Origin of the sequence: Siphonobacter aquaeclarae (assembly GCF_900103285.1) — a bacterium.
In the GTDB taxonomy this organism is placed as follows: domain Bacteria; phylum Bacteroidota; class Bacteroidia; order Cytophagales; family Spirosomataceae; genus Siphonobacter; species Siphonobacter aquaeclarae.
Genome location: NZ_FNGS01000012.1, coordinates 123,654 through 140,506 on the forward strand (window position 1 = coordinate 123,654; position 16,853 = coordinate 140,506).

Annotated in this window: 14 protein-coding genes, 1 tRNA gene and 1 pseudogene; 6 read left to right on the top strand and 10 right to left on the bottom strand. The window is 55.8% G+C overall.

Annotated elements, in window-relative coordinates; all coding sequences use genetic code 11:
* Positions 1-2: 2 nt before the first annotated feature.
* The 3 genes from BLR09_RS24350 to BLR09_RS24365 form a co-directional block, all read right to left on the bottom strand.
* A complete protein-coding gene (locus BLR09_RS24350) occupies positions 3-3,383 on the bottom strand; it encodes a SusC/RagA family TonB-linked outer membrane protein (protein WP_245690012.1) in 3,381 nt (1,126 codons plus the stop codon).
* Between the two features lie 121 nt (positions 3,384-3,504).
* Positions 3,505-4,542, bottom strand: coding sequence for a FecR family protein (locus BLR09_RS24355; protein WP_093208915.1), 1,038 nt, complete (start codon positions 4,540-4,542; stop codon positions 3,505-3,507).
* Between the two features lie 289 nt (positions 4,543-4,831).
* The gene (locus tag BLR09_RS24365) at positions 4,832-5,401 is read right to left on the bottom strand and encodes an RNA polymerase sigma factor (RefSeq protein WP_176785663.1); all 570 of its coding nucleotides are present in this window, start codon (positions 5,399-5,401) and stop codon (positions 4,832-4,834) included.
* 432 nt (positions 5,402-5,833) lie between these two features.
* On the opposite strand from BLR09_RS24365, the gene BLR09_RS24370 reads away from it, so the two are divergent.
* On the top strand, positions 5,834-7,027 hold the full coding sequence (locus tag BLR09_RS24370; RefSeq protein ID WP_093208923.1) for a hypothetical protein: 1,194 nt from the start codon (positions 5,834-5,836) through the stop codon (positions 7,025-7,027).
* Between the two features lie 130 nt (positions 7,028-7,157).
* Here the strand turns inward: BLR09_RS24370 and BLR09_RS24375 are convergent, their stop codons facing one another.
* The 3 genes from BLR09_RS24375 to BLR09_RS24385 form a co-directional block, all read right to left on the bottom strand.
* Complete coding sequence (locus BLR09_RS24375; RefSeq protein WP_093208926.1) at positions 7,158-7,688, bottom strand: hypothetical protein; 531 nt, start codon at positions 7,686-7,688, stop codon at positions 7,158-7,160.
* Positions 7,685-8,149 (bottom strand): RNA polymerase sigma factor, encoded by a 465-nt coding sequence (locus tag BLR09_RS24380; protein ID WP_093209060.1) that lies wholly within the window; start codon positions 8,147-8,149, stop codon positions 7,685-7,687. Before BLR09_RS24380 ends, BLR09_RS24375 begins: the two co-directional genes overlap by 4 nt.
* Before the next feature lie 104 nt (positions 8,150-8,253).
* Entirely contained in the window at positions 8,254-9,507 is a 1,254-nt protein-coding gene (locus BLR09_RS24385) for an Hsp70 family protein (protein WP_093208928.1), read from the bottom strand.
* Positions 9,508-9,803: 296 nt separating this feature from the next.
* Between BLR09_RS24385 and BLR09_RS24390 the strand changes: the two genes are divergently transcribed.
* Positions 9,804-10,739: a lysophospholipid acyltransferase family protein gene (locus tag BLR09_RS24390; RefSeq protein WP_218126714.1), complete on the top strand. Its 936-nt coding sequence runs from the start codon at positions 9,804-9,806 to the stop codon at positions 10,737-10,739.
* A 34-nt stretch (positions 10,740-10,773) separates the two neighbouring features.
* Here the strand turns inward: BLR09_RS24390 and BLR09_RS24395 are convergent.
* Positions 10,774-10,848, bottom strand: a tRNA-Val gene (locus BLR09_RS24395).
* 53 nt (positions 10,849-10,901) lie between these two features.
* Positions 10,902-12,204, bottom strand: a pseudogene (locus BLR09_RS24400) (MFS transporter).
* Positions 12,205-12,343: 139 nt separating this feature from the next.
* Between BLR09_RS24400 and BLR09_RS24405 the strand changes: the two are divergent.
* The 3 genes from BLR09_RS24405 to BLR09_RS24415 are packed head-to-tail and all read left to right on the top strand — an operon-like array spanning position 12,344 to position 14,425.
* Positions 12,344-12,811 carry a carboxymuconolactone decarboxylase family protein gene (locus BLR09_RS24405; RefSeq protein WP_093209062.1) on the top strand — a complete coding sequence of 156 codons (468 nt, stop codon included), beginning with the start codon at positions 12,344-12,346 and terminating at the stop codon, positions 12,809-12,811.
* A 12-nt stretch (positions 12,812-12,823) separates the two neighbouring features.
* Positions 12,824-13,159: a YciI family protein gene (locus tag BLR09_RS24410; protein WP_093208933.1), complete on the top strand. Its 336-nt coding sequence runs from the start codon at positions 12,824-12,826 to the stop codon at positions 13,157-13,159.
* Between the two features lie 54 nt (positions 13,160-13,213).
* Positions 13,214-14,425, top strand: a complete 1,212-nt coding sequence (locus tag BLR09_RS24415) for an RNA polymerase sigma factor (RefSeq protein WP_093208936.1) — start codon at positions 13,214-13,216, stop codon at positions 14,423-14,425.
* On the opposite strand, the gene BLR09_RS24420 is transcribed toward BLR09_RS24415, so the two are convergent.
* Positions 14,422-15,330: a DMT family transporter gene (locus BLR09_RS24420; RefSeq protein ID WP_093208938.1), complete on the bottom strand. Its 909-nt coding sequence runs from the start codon at positions 15,328-15,330 to the stop codon at positions 14,422-14,424. The two genes, BLR09_RS24415 and BLR09_RS24420, sit on opposite strands and share 4 nt — an antisense overlap.
* A 101-nt stretch (positions 15,331-15,431) precedes the next feature.
* On the opposite strand from BLR09_RS24420, the gene BLR09_RS24425 reads away from it, so the two are divergent.
* Positions 15,432-15,911 (top strand): Lrp/AsnC family transcriptional regulator, encoded by a 480-nt coding sequence (locus tag BLR09_RS24425; RefSeq protein WP_093208941.1) that lies wholly within the window; start codon positions 15,432-15,434, stop codon positions 15,909-15,911.
* On the opposite strand, the gene BLR09_RS24430 is transcribed toward BLR09_RS24425, so the two are convergent.
* Complete coding sequence (locus tag BLR09_RS24430; protein ID WP_093208943.1) at positions 15,912-16,823, bottom strand: AraC family transcriptional regulator; 912 nt, start codon at positions 16,821-16,823, stop codon at positions 15,912-15,914. It lies immediately after the preceding gene.
* Between the last annotated feature and the right edge of the window lie 30 nt (positions 16,824-16,853).

Sequence of the window (16,853 nt, forward strand, 5' to 3'; positions counted from 1 at the left end):
AATCAGAAATTAAGGTTGAGTCCGACGGTGTAGAGAGCTGTCTGCGGGTAGTACACCGCGCGGCCGGATTCCACTTCCGGGTCGAGGTTCCACTCGTTGAGTTTTGAAATCGTAAACAGGTTCGTGGCAGACGTGTACACGCGCAGGCGGTTCAGGCGCAGCTTCTGCGTCACCTTCGCGGGCAGGTTATACGCCAGCTGCACGTTCTTCAGCCGGAAATAGGAACCGTCGATGACGAGGCGATCGGACGTTGCTACGTTCCGCAGGTCAAACTTGATCGGCCGCGGAAAACGGGCGTCGGTATGCGTCGGCGTCCAGTAGTTGTTCGTATAGATTTTGTGCGTGAAGCCTTCCTGGTTTCCCATTTCGGCAAGTGCGCCGGCGAGACGGACGTCTACGTCAGCCGTCCCCTGAAAAAGAAGATTCAGTTCGAAATTCTTGTACGAAAAGTCCGCGTTCAACCCAAAGGAATACTTCGGAAAGGAGTTGCCAATATTGGTCATGTCGTTGGCGTCGATCTTGCCGTCGCCATTGAGATCCAGGTACTTAACATCTCCGGGCCTGGTATTGGCGGCGTAGGTAGCCTTGTACTCTGCGATTTCCTGATCGGTCTGGAAAAGCCCGGCTGTTTTGTATCCCCAGAGCGTATTGATCGGCAGGCCTTTGGCGATGATATACCGCGGATTGATATCGGTACCGGTGATGTAAGGGCCAGTACCTTTGAGGTCGACGACCTTGTTCTCATTGATACTCAGGTTCGCGCCGATGGAGTAGCGGAAGCCGGAGGGAGAAGTACCCGATCGGTAGCTGGCGCTGAATTCCCAGCCTTTATTTTCGACGGAGCCGGCATTTTGCGGAGGCGCCGTCAAACCGATCGTCGCAGGAATATCCAGGTTCAGCAGGATGTCGTCCGTGCGTTTTTTGTAGTAGTCGATCGTGACGTTCAACCGGCGTTGCAGAAACGCGGCGTCCAGACCGAGGTCGAGCTGTGTCGTCGATTCCCAGCCCAGCGCGGCGTTCGCGAGGGTGGTCTGCCGGTATCCCTGCACTGCCGCGCCGCCGAACGTATAGCCTGATGCGGCAAGGGCAGCGTAGTAGCTGTAGAGGTCAACCGACTGGTTCCCTGTTTTTCCCCAGGAGCCGCGGAGCTTCAGGTCACCGACGACCGGCGCAATGGATTGCCAGAAACGTTCCTTTGATACGCGCCAACCGGCTGAGAACGAGGGAAAGAAGCTGTACTGCTTGTTTCCGGTGAATTTGGACGAACCGTCGTACCGCCCGTTTACCTCCAGCAGGTACTTCCCGTCGTAATCGTAGTTGATCCGTCCGAAATAGGAGCGGAGACCGTATACGGCATCGTTTCCGGAGTTACTCTTGGTGCCGTCGTTAGCGCCCTGACCGATAGACGTGATGTCATTGTTGTAAAACCGCTCGCGGTATGCTGTCAGGAACGTCTGGGTATTGCCGATCTGGGAGTATCCCGCCAGCGCTTTCAGGGTATGCAGACCGAAGCTCTTTTCATACGTCAGCAAGCTGTTCAGGGTATATTCCCGGAGTGAATTCCGTACTTCCGTGAGGCTGTTGTTCGCAACGGTTTTGACGATACCGGTATTCTTGTCGGTATTCGTGTAGGCGTTGGTGAAGTTCTTTTCGGCGACAAACTGACCGCGACCGGCGATCTGCGTCGAGAACGTCAGCCCCGGAAAAATGTCCCACTCGCCTTTGACATACCCCGCCAGGTAGTCGGTATACCGCTTCGAATCCCCGCCGATTTCGGCATACATAAGCGGGTTATTTCCTTGTGTGCTAAGACCATAGGTGCCGTCTGCATACTTCGGGACGGCCCAGAGGGATCCGTGAAACATGATGTTGATCGGATCGACGGTCGGTTGCAGGGAATAGTTATACCGGTAGTTCACGTCTCCTGTAAACCGAAGATTCTTAGCCGCGGTATAATCGGAGTTCAACCGGATTTCTCCGATTTTGCTATTATAGTGTGTGATCACTCCGTCCTGATCCTGATACCGGATGCTCAGACGGGTACGAAGGGCTTCGCTGCCGCCGGCTACCGACAGGGTATGGTTTTGCTGGGGAGCTGCCCGGAGCATGGTTTGGTACCAAACGTTCGGCAGGGGGTACTTTTCCCGGTCGGTTGCACTTACCCAGGTTTTGATGGACTCTTCGGTAAACCGGGCCGGCAATGCCGCGCCGGCATTGGTGTAGGCGGCTACCTGAAGGCGCATATAGTCTTCCAGCCCCATGTTTTTCGGGGTATTAATGGAATTCTGAATGGCGTAGTAACCGTGGTAGTCAACCGATACCTTGCTGCCTTTCGCCCGCTTGGTGGTGATAAGGACAACACCGTTCGTCGCGCGGGAGCCGTAGATGGCCGTCGAGGAAGCATCTTTCAGAATAGAAACCGATTCAATATCATCCGGGTTGATATCCTGAAGGCGCTGCTCAATTCCGTCGACAATCACCAGGGCATCGTTCTTACCGAGGTCATACCCGCTCGTGCTGCTGCTGTTGATATTGAATGTGGTGATCCCCCGCACACGGATGGAGGCGTTTGAGCGACCGGGCGAGCCGCCGCGGTCAAGTACCGTCACGCCCGGTAACTGCCCCTGTAGTGACTGCTGTACGTTCGAAACCGGTCGGCGGGTCAGCTCTTCGCCGCCGATCTGGGAGACGGAGTTGGTCATCGAGCCGCGTTTCTGGGTACCATAGCCGACTACGACTACCTCGTTGAGTGAGTTTTGCGTCGCCTTCAGGGATACGGAAAGCGTCGTGCGGTTGCCAACGGGTATTTCCTGCGATTCATACCCGACAAAGCTGAAAATCAGCGTTCCTCCGGCTTCCGGAATACCCAGTTGAAAATCGCCGGAAGCGTTGGTAGTCGTGCCTTTGACAGTACCTTTCAGGACGATGCTCACGCCGACAAGCGGCTCCCCGGTTTCCGTCGTGACCTTGCCGGAAACGGGCCGGTCGCTCGCCTCAAACCCTGGTGAGCGGGTTGGAATGGCGGCCGGAGCGGCGGGTCCCAGCGGCGTCAGCATGATTTGCCGGCCGTTGACCTGGTAGCGGATGCGGATGGGCGTAAACAGGCGGTTCAGTACCTCGGAGAGGCGCTCATTGCGCGAGGCCAGTGAAATACGCTGATCGGCCTCTACGGCTTTGGGAAGGTAGGAAAAGCGGACATTGGCGGCCCGCTCGATTTCCTGAAGGGCTTCTTTCAGCGGCTGATTGGCGATGCGGATGGTCACCTGCTGGTCGAGGATGTCCTGCGCGTCCACCGGACCGGCCAGCGCGAAGCCCTGGCAGATGAAACCGACCAGCACGGGCGTCAGAAATTTCCTCAGGGCGGGAAGTAATTTGTTCCTCATAGAAAGCTTGGTTTTAGGTAAAAGAATCCCTTGTCCTTCGGCGACGAAGGCGGCAACTGAGACACTAAATCGGGGGAAATCAGTCAGGAGTTTGGTCCATGCAAAAACAAACAGGTAAAAATTAATCGCAACCGCGGCCGGTAATGACGATTTCGCCGTCAACCGACTGGTAGCTGGCGCCGCTGACTGTACAGATGACGTTCAGCTTTTCGAACAGCATGCCTTCGTCGAGCGTCGTTGTCATACGACACTTTCCGAAAACCTCCTCGTCAAACACGATGCGGATACCATAGGCTTTCTCCAGCGCGCGGAAAATGTCGGGCATCGGCGTGTCTTCAAACGCAAAGCGATCTTTGACAGCTTCCGGCAGCAGCTTCGGATTGTCTACGAGTCCGCGGCCCAGCTGAGATTCTTTCCGGAGAAAGTATGCCTGCTGGTTGGGGGTCAGGAGGAGCCCGGCGTTTTCGGTGGTACGGCTCGGGTATACGGCTACTTTGCCGGTTCGTACCTGCACGGTTACTCGGGCATCCTTATCGTAGGCTGTTACCCGGAAGCTGGTTCCGAGTACTTTGGTAATCAGGCCGTTGGTGTGAACGAGGAAGGGGCGTTTCGGATCTCGTGCTACCTCGAAAAAGGCCTCTCCGGACAGGTAGACATTGCGGCGCTCGCGAAACGCCGTGTCTATCCGGACGGTACTTTGCGGGGCAAGGCGGATCGTACTGCCGTCGCCGAGCGAAACGATGCGTTCTGCCGAGCCGTCGTTCCGGACTTCCACCAGGGAAATACCGGCGGGTTCGGAAGCCACCCGCATGGCTGGTGTGCGGGAAACCAGCCACGTCGTCAGACTTCCAGCCACCAGCAACAGGCAGGCGGCCGCCCACCAGGCGGTAGGGAGCCGCCGCACGGGACGTGCTTCCTGCGTTTGCTCCTGAAGCCGGGTCCAGACGTCTTCGACGTCCGTTTTCCCAACGCCGGGGAGGAATGCCGCCAGTTCGCCGATCCGTTCGCGTGCCTGACTCATAGCCGGTACGAGGTGAGGATGCTCCGCAGCGATAAACTGCCAGAAACGGTCGCTGTCCTCATCGGGGGTACGAACCCAGCGGATGAAAGCATCGTCGTTCAGGAAGTCGTCAGGGGTATAATCGGCGTACGGCACCATCGGTTGCGGTAATTTCAGGACGTAGATACGTGACCTCCGGTTGCGTACTCATCCGAAAAGAAAAAAAATAATAAACATCCCGGAGAGCGATGCGGAGTACCTGCTCTTCGGGATGTTCCGCAGGACATCCCGAAGCCAGATAAATCAGATTTGTATCTGACAAATACTTTCCCTGCTTGCGAAGTGCTTCGATGGAGGTCAAAAAAGATAAACATCTTTCTTATCTGTACTTCGGGATGTCCTGCGGAACATCCCGAAGAGCGGAGTACCTATCCGAAAAGAGAAAAAATTAATAGACAGGAAGGCCCAGCAGCAGCGTCACAGAAACAGCCGGCATTTGCGCTCTGAGGTGAAGAATAGCCCGGAAGAGCAGATTCCGGATCGACTGCTCATTGATTTTCATGATCTGCGCGATTTCCTCCGTCGAAAAGCCGTGGTAGTACCGGAGCTGGATGGCCTCCTGCTGCCGTGCCGGAAGACGGGAGAGGGCCGCGTGCAACTTTCCCGTCAGCGCCGACTGGTGTTCCGATTCCATCCAGGCCGGATTGTCCCAGGGGCTGGCACTGTCTGCCGTTGGCTGAAAATCAAGTGATTGCAGATTTTTGTTCGACTCGATCGAGCGGAGAATCCGGTTGCGCAGCGACTTATAGAGGTAGAATCGCGGCTCCCGGACGTGCGTCAGCCCTTCCCGGTTTTTCCAGAGATAGAAGAAGAGATCCTGTAAATGATCCTGTACCTGCTGGCGGTCCGGCAGAATACGGTACCCGTACTGCAGCAGGTCATGCGCATAGAAACGGTACAGCTCTGCAAAAGCTCCCTTGTTCAGGTAATCATCCCAGATACGTTGTTCATCTGCCATACCGCGAGCGTCAGGACGGAGACCAGGCCAAAGCCGACTAATACAATTAGATTTTTTCGGGAAAAAACAGGCTGTTTCCGGACAAAATAAAGCCCAAATACCTGTCTTCCTACTCATGCGTTCCCGGTATTTTTTATTCCGGAGGCATTTCAGTTTCCGTACTGATAAAGAATCAATAGAAACAAATTCTATAGATTTTATAGAATAGTGGCAAAGAAAACAGTTCAAGCCCGATTTATGGCGCAGTCTGGCTGAAATTCTTTTGTGCTTTGGCTGAAAAGGAGAAACCGTCTCCGGATTTGCGATGCTATGCCCAACTCATACCGTCATTCTCCCGGTTCATGCAATCTGCCTCCCGTCTGACCGGGGGAAAGTGGCGCACGCGCGGTGCCGAGCAGTAGTTTCGGGCAACCTTCAACGATACCGAGTGCCATGAAACACTACCTGACGGCCGCTTTCCTGTTCTTTCTTTCCGCCTGTAAAACGCAGGATCCGGGTCCTTCCACCGGCGGCGGGCCTACCGACGTCGGAAATCCGCAGGGCGAGGTAGTCAGTCAGGTGGTGGGCGCCTCCGGTGGAACCCTCGAGTCATCCGACGGTTCGGTACGACTTGAGATTCCCGCCGGAGCGCTTTCTTCCGATACCCGCATTTCCATACAACCCATTTCCAATGAGGCACCCAACGGCGTCGGACTGGCCTATCGCTTCCTGCCTGACGGTACCCAGTTTCATAAACCAGCCAGGCTGACGATGAGCTTCCGGGGAGCTTCCTCTGCCGCATACGACCCCATCCGGATTGCCTTTCAGGACAAGGATGCCTTCTGGTATCCGGCTGAGGAAGTCAGCGCCAACGGCGACACCCGGGAAGTGACCGTCTCAATGCCCCATTTCAGCGACTGGAGCGTAGTCGAAATGCAGCAGCTCGAAAACATTCACCTTCAGGGCGACAAGGGGTTTCTGGATCTGGGAGAATCTGCTGAGTTTCAGGTGCTTGAACTGGAGCCGCTCACTCCCGGCAAACCCCTGAAGCGACGGCCTGCTACCGTGCGTATGTGGGAAGTAACCGGTTCGGGCAACGGGACCATCCAAGCCAACGGAAACAGCGCCGTGTACACCGCCCCGACGACACTCCCGCAGCAGAATCCGGTTGTCATCACGGTGGAAGTAAAGCTGGGCAGCAGCGTGGCGCACCTGGTGCTGTCCAAAGAGATTTTTGTTGGCGCAAGCAGCGGCACTTTTTTCATCGACGGGCAGCGCTATACCTGCACGAAGGTGAATCTGGTGGAGGATGACAACTGGCTGTCGATCGACGGTGGTTTTCCCGGCGGCGGTATCGTCCTCGAAATTCAGGATAAACGCACCGGAACCTTTGCTTTCGGACAGAACTGGGTACCCGGAAGCGGCGCGGGTGGCGTCAACCTCAGCCTGCCCGACGGCCGTCATTTCGAACACTACAAATACTGTGGCGACGACCTCCTGATGACAAAGGGAAAAATCACCATCGAACGCTATAAGCCCGGAAACTATGCCATCGGTTCTTTTTCCGGTAACGTCATTCACCTGCATCAGGACAATTGCAGTATCGGTCCGCTAATTTCCGGAACCTTCTTCGCTAAAGTACCCTGATTTTCGTCCGGGGCTGTTCTGCTGAAAAGTAGGACGGAATATTGAGGCAGAGTGAGAAGTACTGCTCTTCGAGATGTTCCACAGGGCATCTCGAAGAGCAGTACTTTCTTCGCCTCAAGTACTTCGATTTCTACTCTCCGAACGAAAGAAGAGTAGCCTGCACCTGCTTCAGGTGCCCCTGCCATTGCCGGGCGGAGAAGTAGAACGGCACAAGCAATAATCCCCCTGCCAGCGCAAGGAATCCATACTTTTCCGGCGGTACTACCGATGCAAAGAATACCAGCAACCCCGCTGCATAGGCGATGGCCGCTCCCTGCGCCAGCAGGGAAAAGCGCCGCAGCGAGGTCAGGTAACGGACGAGGCTTTCCCGGAGTCCTGTACCGGCGTCAGGCAGAGCCAGAACAAACAGCCCGGCGAGGTCCGTCAACAGGTAACACAGGGCAGAAACGACAAGCAATACATTGGCATAAAGCGGTTTCTGCGCACCGTCGAACGCGTCGTAGTAGAGAGCGAGCAGTACGGCCATCGCCAGTACTTCGATCAGCAGTTTTATCCGGATACGGCGGACAGACGGGTGCGTCACCATCATTTGCCGGAGTGTTTCCTCTTTTTTCGGATCACTGGCCTGCTGCCAGCCGGATTTCAGGTCGTCGAGATTCATTGCAGTAGTTGTTTGAGTTTTTCACGGATTCGGTTGAGGCGAACGCCTATCACGTTGACAGACAGACCCGTAACTCCAGCCATTTCTTCGTAGGTAAAATCGTCGAGATACAGGGAAATCAGGGCCTTGTCGGCGTCGTTCAGCGTGCGGATAGCCCGGAAGAGGCGTTCAAGCTGCGGCGATTCCTGCTCTTCGGCCTGCGCCTCTTCCGGCAGGGAGTCGGTAAACCGGATATCCGCCGTATGACGCCGGTAGCGGGTCAGGGCCGTATTCAGCGCGATACGGTAGATCCACGTGCTCAGCTTCGCTTCCTGCCGGTAGGCTGGATATGCTTTCCAGAGCTGGGCGACAATCTCCTGAAACAGGTCTTCCCGATCCTCCCGGGTATCCCGGTACAGCCGGCAAACCTTGTAGAGAATGCCCTGATGATCAGAAATTGCCGTAAGAAATGCCTGTTCCATGATACTGTCCTTGTCCCGTTTGGCGGGCGTTCGGACAATGAGTCGCAAAAAAGGCCCGGATCTTACACCAGGCCTTCACTTTTTTTCACAAACAGGCAAATAGCTTACCGCCCGAACTTATTGTGACTGTCGTACGCCAGTCCGAGACCTACCGATGAAAGCTTGTTTTCGTCGGCAATCGCCGCGCCCGGAAACAGCTTCCGGAATTCAGACTGAATGAGCGGTACTTCCGTTGATCCGCCCGTAAGAATAACCAGCTCGATGTCGGCGGCAGATACCCCCGCCTGAAGCAGGCAGGCCGTTGCTGACGCCGTTATCTGCGCGACGTCCTCCCGGATCGCGTCTTCAAAATGGCTCCTCCCGGCAGGTATTGTCAGTCCTTCTTCAAGAAAGTTCAGGGGAATAGGGTAGGATTCGTCTTCGGTAAGGGCGATTTTGGCGTCTTCCGTAGCCGCCAGCAATACGTGCCCGGACTCCTGTTCGAGTACTTTGAGAAGACGGCCGAAGCGGATTTTGTCATGCGACTGATACCACATCTGCCGCGTCTGTGAGATCGTTTTGAGGGTATAGAGGAAGTTCACCTTGCTCCATTCCGATAGGTCGTGGAAGGGGCGGAGGGGTACTTCAATCCGTTTGTCGCCATAGGTGCTGCGGTACCCGAGTTCAGGCATGACTTCGGCAAGGCTCAGGTTTTTATCGAAATCATTTCCGCCGATCCGGACCCCGGTATTGGCAAGAATATCCGAGCTGCGGTCGGCCTTGGCCGCGTTGGCCGCCGAAAGCCGGATAACCGTAAAATCGGAAGTACCTCCACCCAAATCGACCACCAGTGCCAGCTTTTCTCCCGAAACCCGCTGCTCATGCGCGAAAGCCGCCGCAATAGGTTCAAACTGAAAGGAAATATGCCGGAAACCGACGCTCTCCGCAATTTGGCGGAGTTCCTTTTCAGCCTGGGCATCGGCGGCGGGGTTTCCGTCGACAAAATGCACGGGTCGCCCCATCACTACTTCTTCTACCGGATGCCCGGTTTCGGCGTCGGCACGGGCCTTCAGGTGAGCGAGGAAGGTGCCGATGATGGTGGCGAAGGTCATCGACCGGCCGTTTACGAGCGTACCGGTATTCATCAGTGGCGTACCCAGTACCCGTTTGAGGCTCCGCATGAAGCGCCCGTCCTCCCGCTGGAGAAAGCGCTGTACCGCGGCACGACCGACGAGGGTTTCTTTTTTCAGGAAGAAAATGGCACTCGGAATGGTAACTGAATCCTGTTCTACAGGCACCAGTCTGACCTGCCCGCCCTGCGCCAGGGCAATACTCGAATTGGATGTGCCGAAATCGACACCGCAGGAAGCTTGTTTCATTCGTTTATGCCGGCTTTATACCGGTGTTAAAAGGGGGGAGAAAGGAATATGCCGGGCTATTTTTCACTTCCGTTGAAAATGACACCGGGCTTGCTACGTATAGCGTAATTTCCTGCGTAACTATTAGGATATCAGGATGTTTCGCGACTATCTTCGGTCCAGCAACCTATCGGAAGTATCACTGGCTGTCACCCGCACTGCCTTCTTTTGGAAGACTTCTCTTTCCTGTCCGCGGATGGGGGTAAGCCTTTCTGCAGTTGTCGCAGGACCAGATGAACTCTCCAACATTCAGCTCTATGCCGCAAAACAGTCGCCTCCGTCACGACGGTCCTTCCCAACCGGAAGATGGCCGTCAATCAGCCCTACGCCGCCCGGTTTCCGGGATGTTGTACCGCTTTTTTTACCTGTTCAGCCTGTTGCCGCCGATGCTGCTCCGCCTGCTTAGTCTTCTGGTGTACTGGGTGCTGAGTACCGTGATGCGGTATCGCTACTCCGTGATTTTCCAGAACCTGTCCCGCTCGTTTCCGGAAAAGCCTTCAGTCGAAATCCGGAAGATTGTCCGGCAGTATTACCGGCACTTCAGCAACCTTTTCCGGGAAATCCTGGAATCGGCGTCGCTTTCGGAAAACGAAATGCTCCACCGGGTGCGTGTCATCAATCCCGAACTCCTCAACCGCTACCAGCAAAGGGGCCGCAGCCTCATCATCATGCTGGGGCATCAGGGCAACTGGGAGTACCTCAACATTGTCCCGAAGTACTTTTCGTTCGATATGTACGCCTTATACAAGCCACTTTCAAACGTTTATTTCGATGATCTGATCAAGCGGTTCCGTTCCCGTTTTGGGATGAAGCTCCTGCCGATGACACAGGCCGCCCGGTTTATGCTGACGCACCGAGACCGGCCGCAGGCGTACTTCTTCATCGCAGACCAGTCGCCCGCGCCGGGTTCCCGCTGCTGCATCGACTTTCTCAACCAGCGTACGCTGATGTTCGAAGGCGCCGAAAAACTCGCGGGTTCCATCGGGGCTGTCGTCCTCTATGCCGAGTTCAGGAGGAGCGGGGAGGGGTGGGACCTGGCCTTCCGCCTGATCACCGAGGATCCGTCGGCTACGTCTCCCTTCGAAATCACCCGGACGTTCGGTAAATACCTGGAAACCAGTATCCAGGAGCGTCCGTCCGACTGGCTCTGGTCGCACCGCCGCTGGAAACACACGCCCGCAGAGGTGGCATAAAACAGAAAAGCCGGCTTTAGGCCGGCTTTTTTCGTGAAAAGCAAGGGACTCGAACCCCTGACCCCTACCCTGTCAAGGTAGTGCTCTGAACCAACTGAGCTAGCTTTCCATGGATTGTTTTCCCGTCGTTTGGGATGGCAAATATACGGCGGGTAGGGAGCCCTACGCAAGTATTTTCGTCAAATTTTTTATCCGGGAAAGGCGCGTCAGCAGCAAAAATCCGATCACGAAGATGAACGCGATGACGAGAACGCTGTACCGCATCGAGCCTGTTAGCTGAATCACAGCGCCGAAGGCAAACGTGCCGAGTACGGTAGAGAGTTTGTCGCATACGTCATAAAAACTGAAAAACGAAGCGGTGTCGGTTGTGCCTTCGGGGAGGAGTTTGGCGTAAGTCGACCGGGACAGTGCCTGAATACCCCCCCATTACCAGCCCTACGACAAAAGCAAGGACATAAAATTGAGTACCCGTTTGCACGAAATACGCCGATACACAGATACCGATCCAGACACAAACGGCCACCATCAGCGCGCGGAAATTGCCCCAGCGTGCCGAGAAACGGGCAAAGAGCCACGCGCCGAGAATGGCAACCAGTTGAATAACGAGCAATACAGCAATCAATGCACCGGAATCCAGATGCAGCTCCCGGTCTCCGAAAAGCGTCGCCAGGTACATTACCGTCTGTACCCCCATATTGTAGCAGAAATACGCCCCCAGAAACCGCTTCAGAACAGGCAGGCGCCGCAGTTCCGTCATTACCTTGCCCAGTTCCTGAAAGCCTTTCAGCAGCCAGTTGCCCGTCGGTTTCCTGCCGAACGAAACAGAAGGAAGGTACGCAAAGGAGTATTGCGCGAAGCCGATCCACCAGATACCCACCGACAAAAAGGCAATACGGGGTGGCAGACTGGGGTCAGAGATGCCGTACCAGCCCGGTTTCATCACCATCGTCAGGTTGAAGATCAGCAGGAGTACACTGCCGATGTAGCCCATCGAAAAGCCGCGCGCGCTGACGGCATCGTACCGGTCTTCCGTGACGATTTCAGGAAGAAATGAATTATAGAAAACGATACTGCCGGCCCATCCCACCAGCGAAAGGACAAAAAACAGGGTGGAAATGGCATAGGTCTCTTTCGTGAAAAAATACAGCAGGCCGCAGTTAATCGCCCCGAAGTAGCAGAAGAACTTCATAAAGAGTTTCTTTCTTCCGGAGAAGTCGGCGACGGCGGAAAACAGGGGGCTCGTCAGCGCAATAATCAGGAACGCCGCCGATACTGCGTAGGAAAAAACAACGGAATTCTGAAACTCCATGCCCCAGAACTGAACCCAATCCGGCTCGCGGGTGACGGCCGTCGCCCCGAAGTAAATCGGGAAAATAGCAGTGACGATGACCAGCGCGTGAACGGAGTTGGCCCAGTCGTAAAAACACCAGGCATTAATGACTTTCGGATCGTTTTTGACCAGCATGGGTATGTCGTTGAACCCCCGAAAATGCACACCTTTCAGCCGGAATCGGGAAGGGATTTGAAATTTTTTTTAAACGGGATGTCCCTTTTTCCGACGCCCGGTCATCATGGTTCTGAAAAACAAACTTTCCATCACTACCATGATCTCTCGCATCAATGTTTTCGAAAAAAATCAGGGCGTTCTCAAAGCACTCTCCAGCCTCCAGATGTACCTTGGCAAGTCGCCGATCGAAAAGAACCTCCTTCACCTGTTATACTTCCGGGTATCTCAGCTCAACGGATGTGCCTTCTGTCTCGACATGCACTCGAAGGATCTCCGGGCTGCCGGCGAAAGCGAGCAACGGCTTTACATGATCAGTGCGTGGGACGAAGCGCCCGTTTACACCGAGCGCGAACGTGCCGCCATTGCCTGGGCCGAAGCGGTCACCCGGCTCGGCCGCGAGGGCGTCCCCGACAACGTTTACGAACGCGCGCTGCGTTCGTTTACCGAAGACGAACTGATCGACCTGACAGTAGCCGTTATTGCGATCAACAGTTACAACCGCATCAACGTAGCCTTCCGGACGCCCTCCGGACACTACCAACCGGGCCAGTTTCAAGCCCATTAATCTGTAAAAACCATGAAAGACTTTGTGTTCCTTTTCCGCGCGCCGGGCTATGATCCTTCCGCCGCCTCTCCGGCCGAACTCCAGGCACTGCTGGAACGCTGGCGTGAGTGGATCGGCGGCATCGAGGCCGAAGACAAGCTCGTCAGCCACGGAAACCGCCTTTCGAAAGAAGGACGGGTACTGAAAAGCGGCGGCGTTGTCACGGACGGCCCTTTTGTCGAAACCCGTGAAATCCTCGGCGGTTTTATTGTCGTCCGCGCGGCAGATCTCGACGAAGCGACTACACTCGCCCACGGCTGCCCGGCACTGACCGTCGGCGGCAGCGTCGAAATCCGACCCCTTTTGTAGGTTTTTAAACGGCCCGTCTTCCGCAGAAGACGGGCCTCTTTCTTTCCGTTTGTTATGAGCCAGCCCTCGCTCAAGTCGCTGTTTCAGAAGGAGTTTACCCGTATGGTGGCCGTTATCGCAAAACGGTATGGGCTGCAGGACGTCGCTGCCGCGGAAGATCTTGTCAGTGAAACGTTTTTGCTGGCCGCCGAAACCTGGGGAACCAAGGGAGTGCCCGATAATCCGGAGGCCTGGCTGTATACCGTTGCCCGCCAGAAAGCACTCTACCAGTACCGTCGCGCCCGGATTTACGAAGACCGGGTTTTGCCGGAATGGACTGCCGCACAGGAAGCTCCGGCCGATGAGCTTGATTTCTCGCAGGAAAATATCCGGGACAGCCAGTTGCGCATGCTGTTTGCGGTTTGCACGCCTGCCATTGCCGCGGAGGCGCAGATTGGCCTCGCGCTGCGGATTCTTTGCGGTTTCGGACTGGAAGACATTGCAGAGGCTTTTCTGTCGAACCGGGAGACCGTCAACAAGCGGCTCACCCGCGCCCGGGAAAAACTCCGGACAGAAGGCGTAAGTCTGGAGTTCCCGGCGGAAGAAGAAATGGAAGGCCGGCTCGACAACGTACTGCGGGTTATTTACCTACTTTTTTCCGAAGGATACTATTCCCGGGCCGGCAATACCGTGCTCCGTCAGGAACTATGCCTCGAAGCCTTGCGACTGGGGCAGATGCTCACGGCGTTTGGTCCGACGGACCAGCCCAAAACGAGTGCGCTGATGGCCCTGATGTGTTTTCACGCCTCCCGGTTTCCGGCGAGGGACGTGCCGGATAGCCCGTTGTACGATGAACAGGACGTCAGCCGATGGGACAAGGAACTCATTCATCAGGGGCAGGTATTTCTTGGGCGAAGCCTCCGCGGAAGCGAACTTAGCCCGTACCACCTCGAAGCCAGAATAGCCATGTGGCATTGCCAGCCGGAAGAAGTGCCAGAAAAATGGCCGGATATTCTGGCGTTGTATGACCTGTTGCTCCGCGTTCATTACTCGCCGGCTGCTGCCCTTAACCGCCTGGTGGCCTACAGCAAGGTACACGGCGCCGAAGCGGCGATCCCGGAAGCGCTCGCCCTCGGGTTCGATACCAACCACTTCTATTTTCTGGTACTGGGCGAGCTTTACCGGGAGATCGACGCTGTCCAAAGCCGCCGCTACTGGCAGCAGGCCGCCGACCTGACGCGTAACCCCGCCGAGCGGGACGTAATTCTCCGCCGATTGGCCGACTAGGCTGCCCGGCGCGCCGCCAGCCACGAAGGCGCGGCGAGCAGGAAAAGGGTGGAAAGGATGAGGAAACTGCCGAGCCAGTCGACCGCCGAAAAAGGCGTCTTCAACCACCAGATGGAAAAAAGCGCCGCGGAAAGCGGCTCAGCGGAAGCCAGCAAGCTGGATTTCTCCGCGCCGATGAGGCGGACGGCAGTGAGATAAGCGTAGAACGGTACCAGCGTACCAAGTACCACGATAAACAACAGCGCCAGCAACGCATATACGTCCCACGTACCGGAAACCTGCCACGGCGTATGTACAAAGCTCAGCGCAATTCCGCCGAGCAGCAGCGCCCAACCGACGATCGTTGACGCCGGAAATTTCTTCAGCAGCTGAGCCGGTTGCAGGCTGTAGAAGGCCAGGGTAACGGCCGACAGGAGTCCCCAGTAAATAGCCGCCGGCGTTACCGACAACGTATCCGGGTTACCGTGCGTCACTAACAGGTAGGTTCCGCCGATAGCAAAAGCGATAGCCAGGTACTCCATCAGGCTGGGCCAGCGCCGCTTCCGAATCGCCATGTAGGCAGCGATGAGCACCGGTCCGGCGTATTGCAGCACCGTAGCGGTAGCCGCGTTGGAATGCCGGATAGCAGTGAAGTACGTGTATTGAACGGCAAGCATGCCGAAGATGCTGAAAATCAGGAGGGAAGTGACGTCTTTTCGGTTTTCCCATACTTTCATCAGCGAGGCGTCTTTCCGGGCCGCGCCCAGCGACAGCAGCAATGTTCCGGAAAGTAACATCCGAACGGTCACCAGCCAGCCGGCTTCCACGCCGCGCTGCTCAAACAAAAACTGCCCGAATGTGCCGGAGATACCCCAAAGAATGGCCGCCCCCACGGCCAGTACAAATCCTTTACGCGTTTCGTTCATGGCTTTTACTGTATGCAGCTGCAAAAATACTGCGTACAGAGAGGGCAATTTCCTCTTTTTTGGACGTGATTTTGCAATTTTGTTTCACGAAACAGCCTGAAATGACCCTGAAACGTTCCGAACTGGATGAATTTGACCTGGCCATCCTGCGCATCCTCCAGGAAGACAACACCACGCCGCAGCGGGAAATAGGGGAGCGGGTACACCTCTCGGCGGCAGCCGTGCAGCGGCGTATCCGGAAAATGGAGGAAACGGGTATTATCCGGGCCAACGTGTCGGTGCTGGACCCGGCGAGCCTCGGGCACCTCATTACGATCTTCGTCGAGGTAGAAGTGGAGAGCGAGCGGTACGACCGCATCGAAGAAACCAAGCGCCTCTTCCGGGAAGCGCCCGAAGTTCAGCAGTGCTACTACGTGACGGGAGAAATGGATTTTATCCTCGTCATTCTCGTGCCTACGATGGTGGCGTACGAAGAACTGACCCGCCGGTTGTTTTTTGAGAACGATAACGTCCGCCGTTTCCGGACCTTCGTGACGATGGACCGGGTGAAGACGGGATTGCAGATACCCTTGCCCGGCTGATCAGCCGACTTTCCGGGAGGTGAGCCGGTATTGCTCCGGCGACTGCCCCATGTTTTTCCGGAAAACCCTTGAAAAGTAGTAGGGGTCGTCGTAGCCCAGCGCTAAAGCGATGTCTTTGATTTTCAATGCTCCTGCATAGATCAACTGGCAGGCTTTCTGCATTTTGAGATGCGTGAAGTAGTCCAGCGGCGGCATGCCGGTGCCCTTCCGGAAGAGCATCGAAAAATGCGAGCAGGAGAGCTGGTGCTGAAAGGCCATTTCCTCGACCGACAGCTTCCGGTCGAGATGCGCCCGCATATAGGTAATGGTATCCAGGACGATATCGGCTTTTCGGGGGACGCTGTTTTCCGGCTGCCGTTCCGGAAAAACGAAATACGCTACGAAAGTATACAGTTGCAGGCTGGCTCTCGCCAGGTTTTCAAGACTATAGCCCATTTCGAGCGTCTGGTAAATTTCCTGCCAGGTTTCCAGCGCCTTTTCGTTGTAGGGAAAGGAAACCGGCCCCCGGTGCAGGTTGAGCTGAAGCGACTGGTTGAAACTGCCGATGTCCCGGCCGGTGAAGTGAATCCAGTAGATCGTCCAGGGATCGTCGTGGTCGGCCCAGTACCGCATGTATTTATCCGTAGCCGGCATCAGGAGGTACTGGTTGGCGGTGACTTCAAACTTCTTTCCGTCCACCAGAAAATGGCCTTTCCCCTGCAAACAGTAAATCAGGATATTGTCTTCGCATCCATTGCGGCGCTCGCGGTAGTGGAACTGGGCACGCGGAAAGTAGCCGATATGGCTGATGTATAGCTGAAACAGCACCGGATTTTTCTGGATGAGTTCGGGCCAGATACCGGGCGGCAGGCTGATGAGCTTTTCCCCTTCGAAGCCGTCCCTGCGGCGTACATTACCGGTTGTGGCAGTCATGCTAAATCGTTGAATTATCCGGAAGATGTC

Coding starts and splice junctions, on each gene's coding strand:
- BLR09_RS24350 (WP_245690012.1), bottom strand. CDS start 3,383: ATGAGGAACAAATTACTTCCCGCCCTGAGGAAATTTCTGACGCCCGTG.
- BLR09_RS24355 (WP_093208915.1), bottom strand. CDS start 4,542: ATGGTGCCGTACGCCGATTATACCCCTGACGACTTCCTGAACGACGAT.
- BLR09_RS24365 (WP_176785663.1), bottom strand. CDS start 5,401: ATGGCAGATGAACAACGTATCTGGGATGATTACCTGAACAAGGGAGCT.
- BLR09_RS24370 (WP_093208923.1), top strand. CDS start 5,834: ATGAAACACTACCTGACGGCCGCTTTCCTGTTCTTTCTTTCCGCCTGT.
- BLR09_RS24375 (WP_093208926.1), bottom strand. CDS start 7,688: ATGAATCTCGACGACCTGAAATCCGGCTGGCAGCAGGCCAGTGATCCG.
- BLR09_RS24380 (WP_093209060.1), bottom strand. CDS start 8,149: ATGGAACAGGCATTTCTTACGGCAATTTCTGATCATCAGGGCATTCTC.
- BLR09_RS24385 (WP_093208928.1), bottom strand. CDS start 9,507: ATGAAACAAGCTTCCTGCGGTGTCGATTTCGGCACATCCAATTCGAGT.
- BLR09_RS24390 (WP_218126714.1), top strand. CDS start 9,804: ATGCCGCAAAACAGTCGCCTCCGTCACGACGGTCCTTCCCAACCGGAA.
- BLR09_RS24405 (WP_093209062.1), top strand. CDS start 12,344: ATGATCTCTCGCATCAATGTTTTCGAAAAAAATCAGGGCGTTCTCAAA.
- BLR09_RS24410 (WP_093208933.1), top strand. CDS start 12,824: ATGAAAGACTTTGTGTTCCTTTTCCGCGCGCCGGGCTATGATCCTTCC.
- BLR09_RS24415 (WP_093208936.1), top strand. CDS start 13,214: ATGAGCCAGCCCTCGCTCAAGTCGCTGTTTCAGAAGGAGTTTACCCGT.
- BLR09_RS24420 (WP_093208938.1), bottom strand. CDS start 15,330: ATGAACGAAACGCGTAAAGGATTTGTACTGGCCGTGGGGGCGGCCATT.
- BLR09_RS24425 (WP_093208941.1), top strand. CDS start 15,432: ATGACCCTGAAACGTTCCGAACTGGATGAATTTGACCTGGCCATCCTG.
- BLR09_RS24430 (WP_093208943.1), bottom strand. CDS start 16,823: ATGACTGCCACAACCGGTAATGTACGCCGCAGGGACGGCTTCGAAGGG.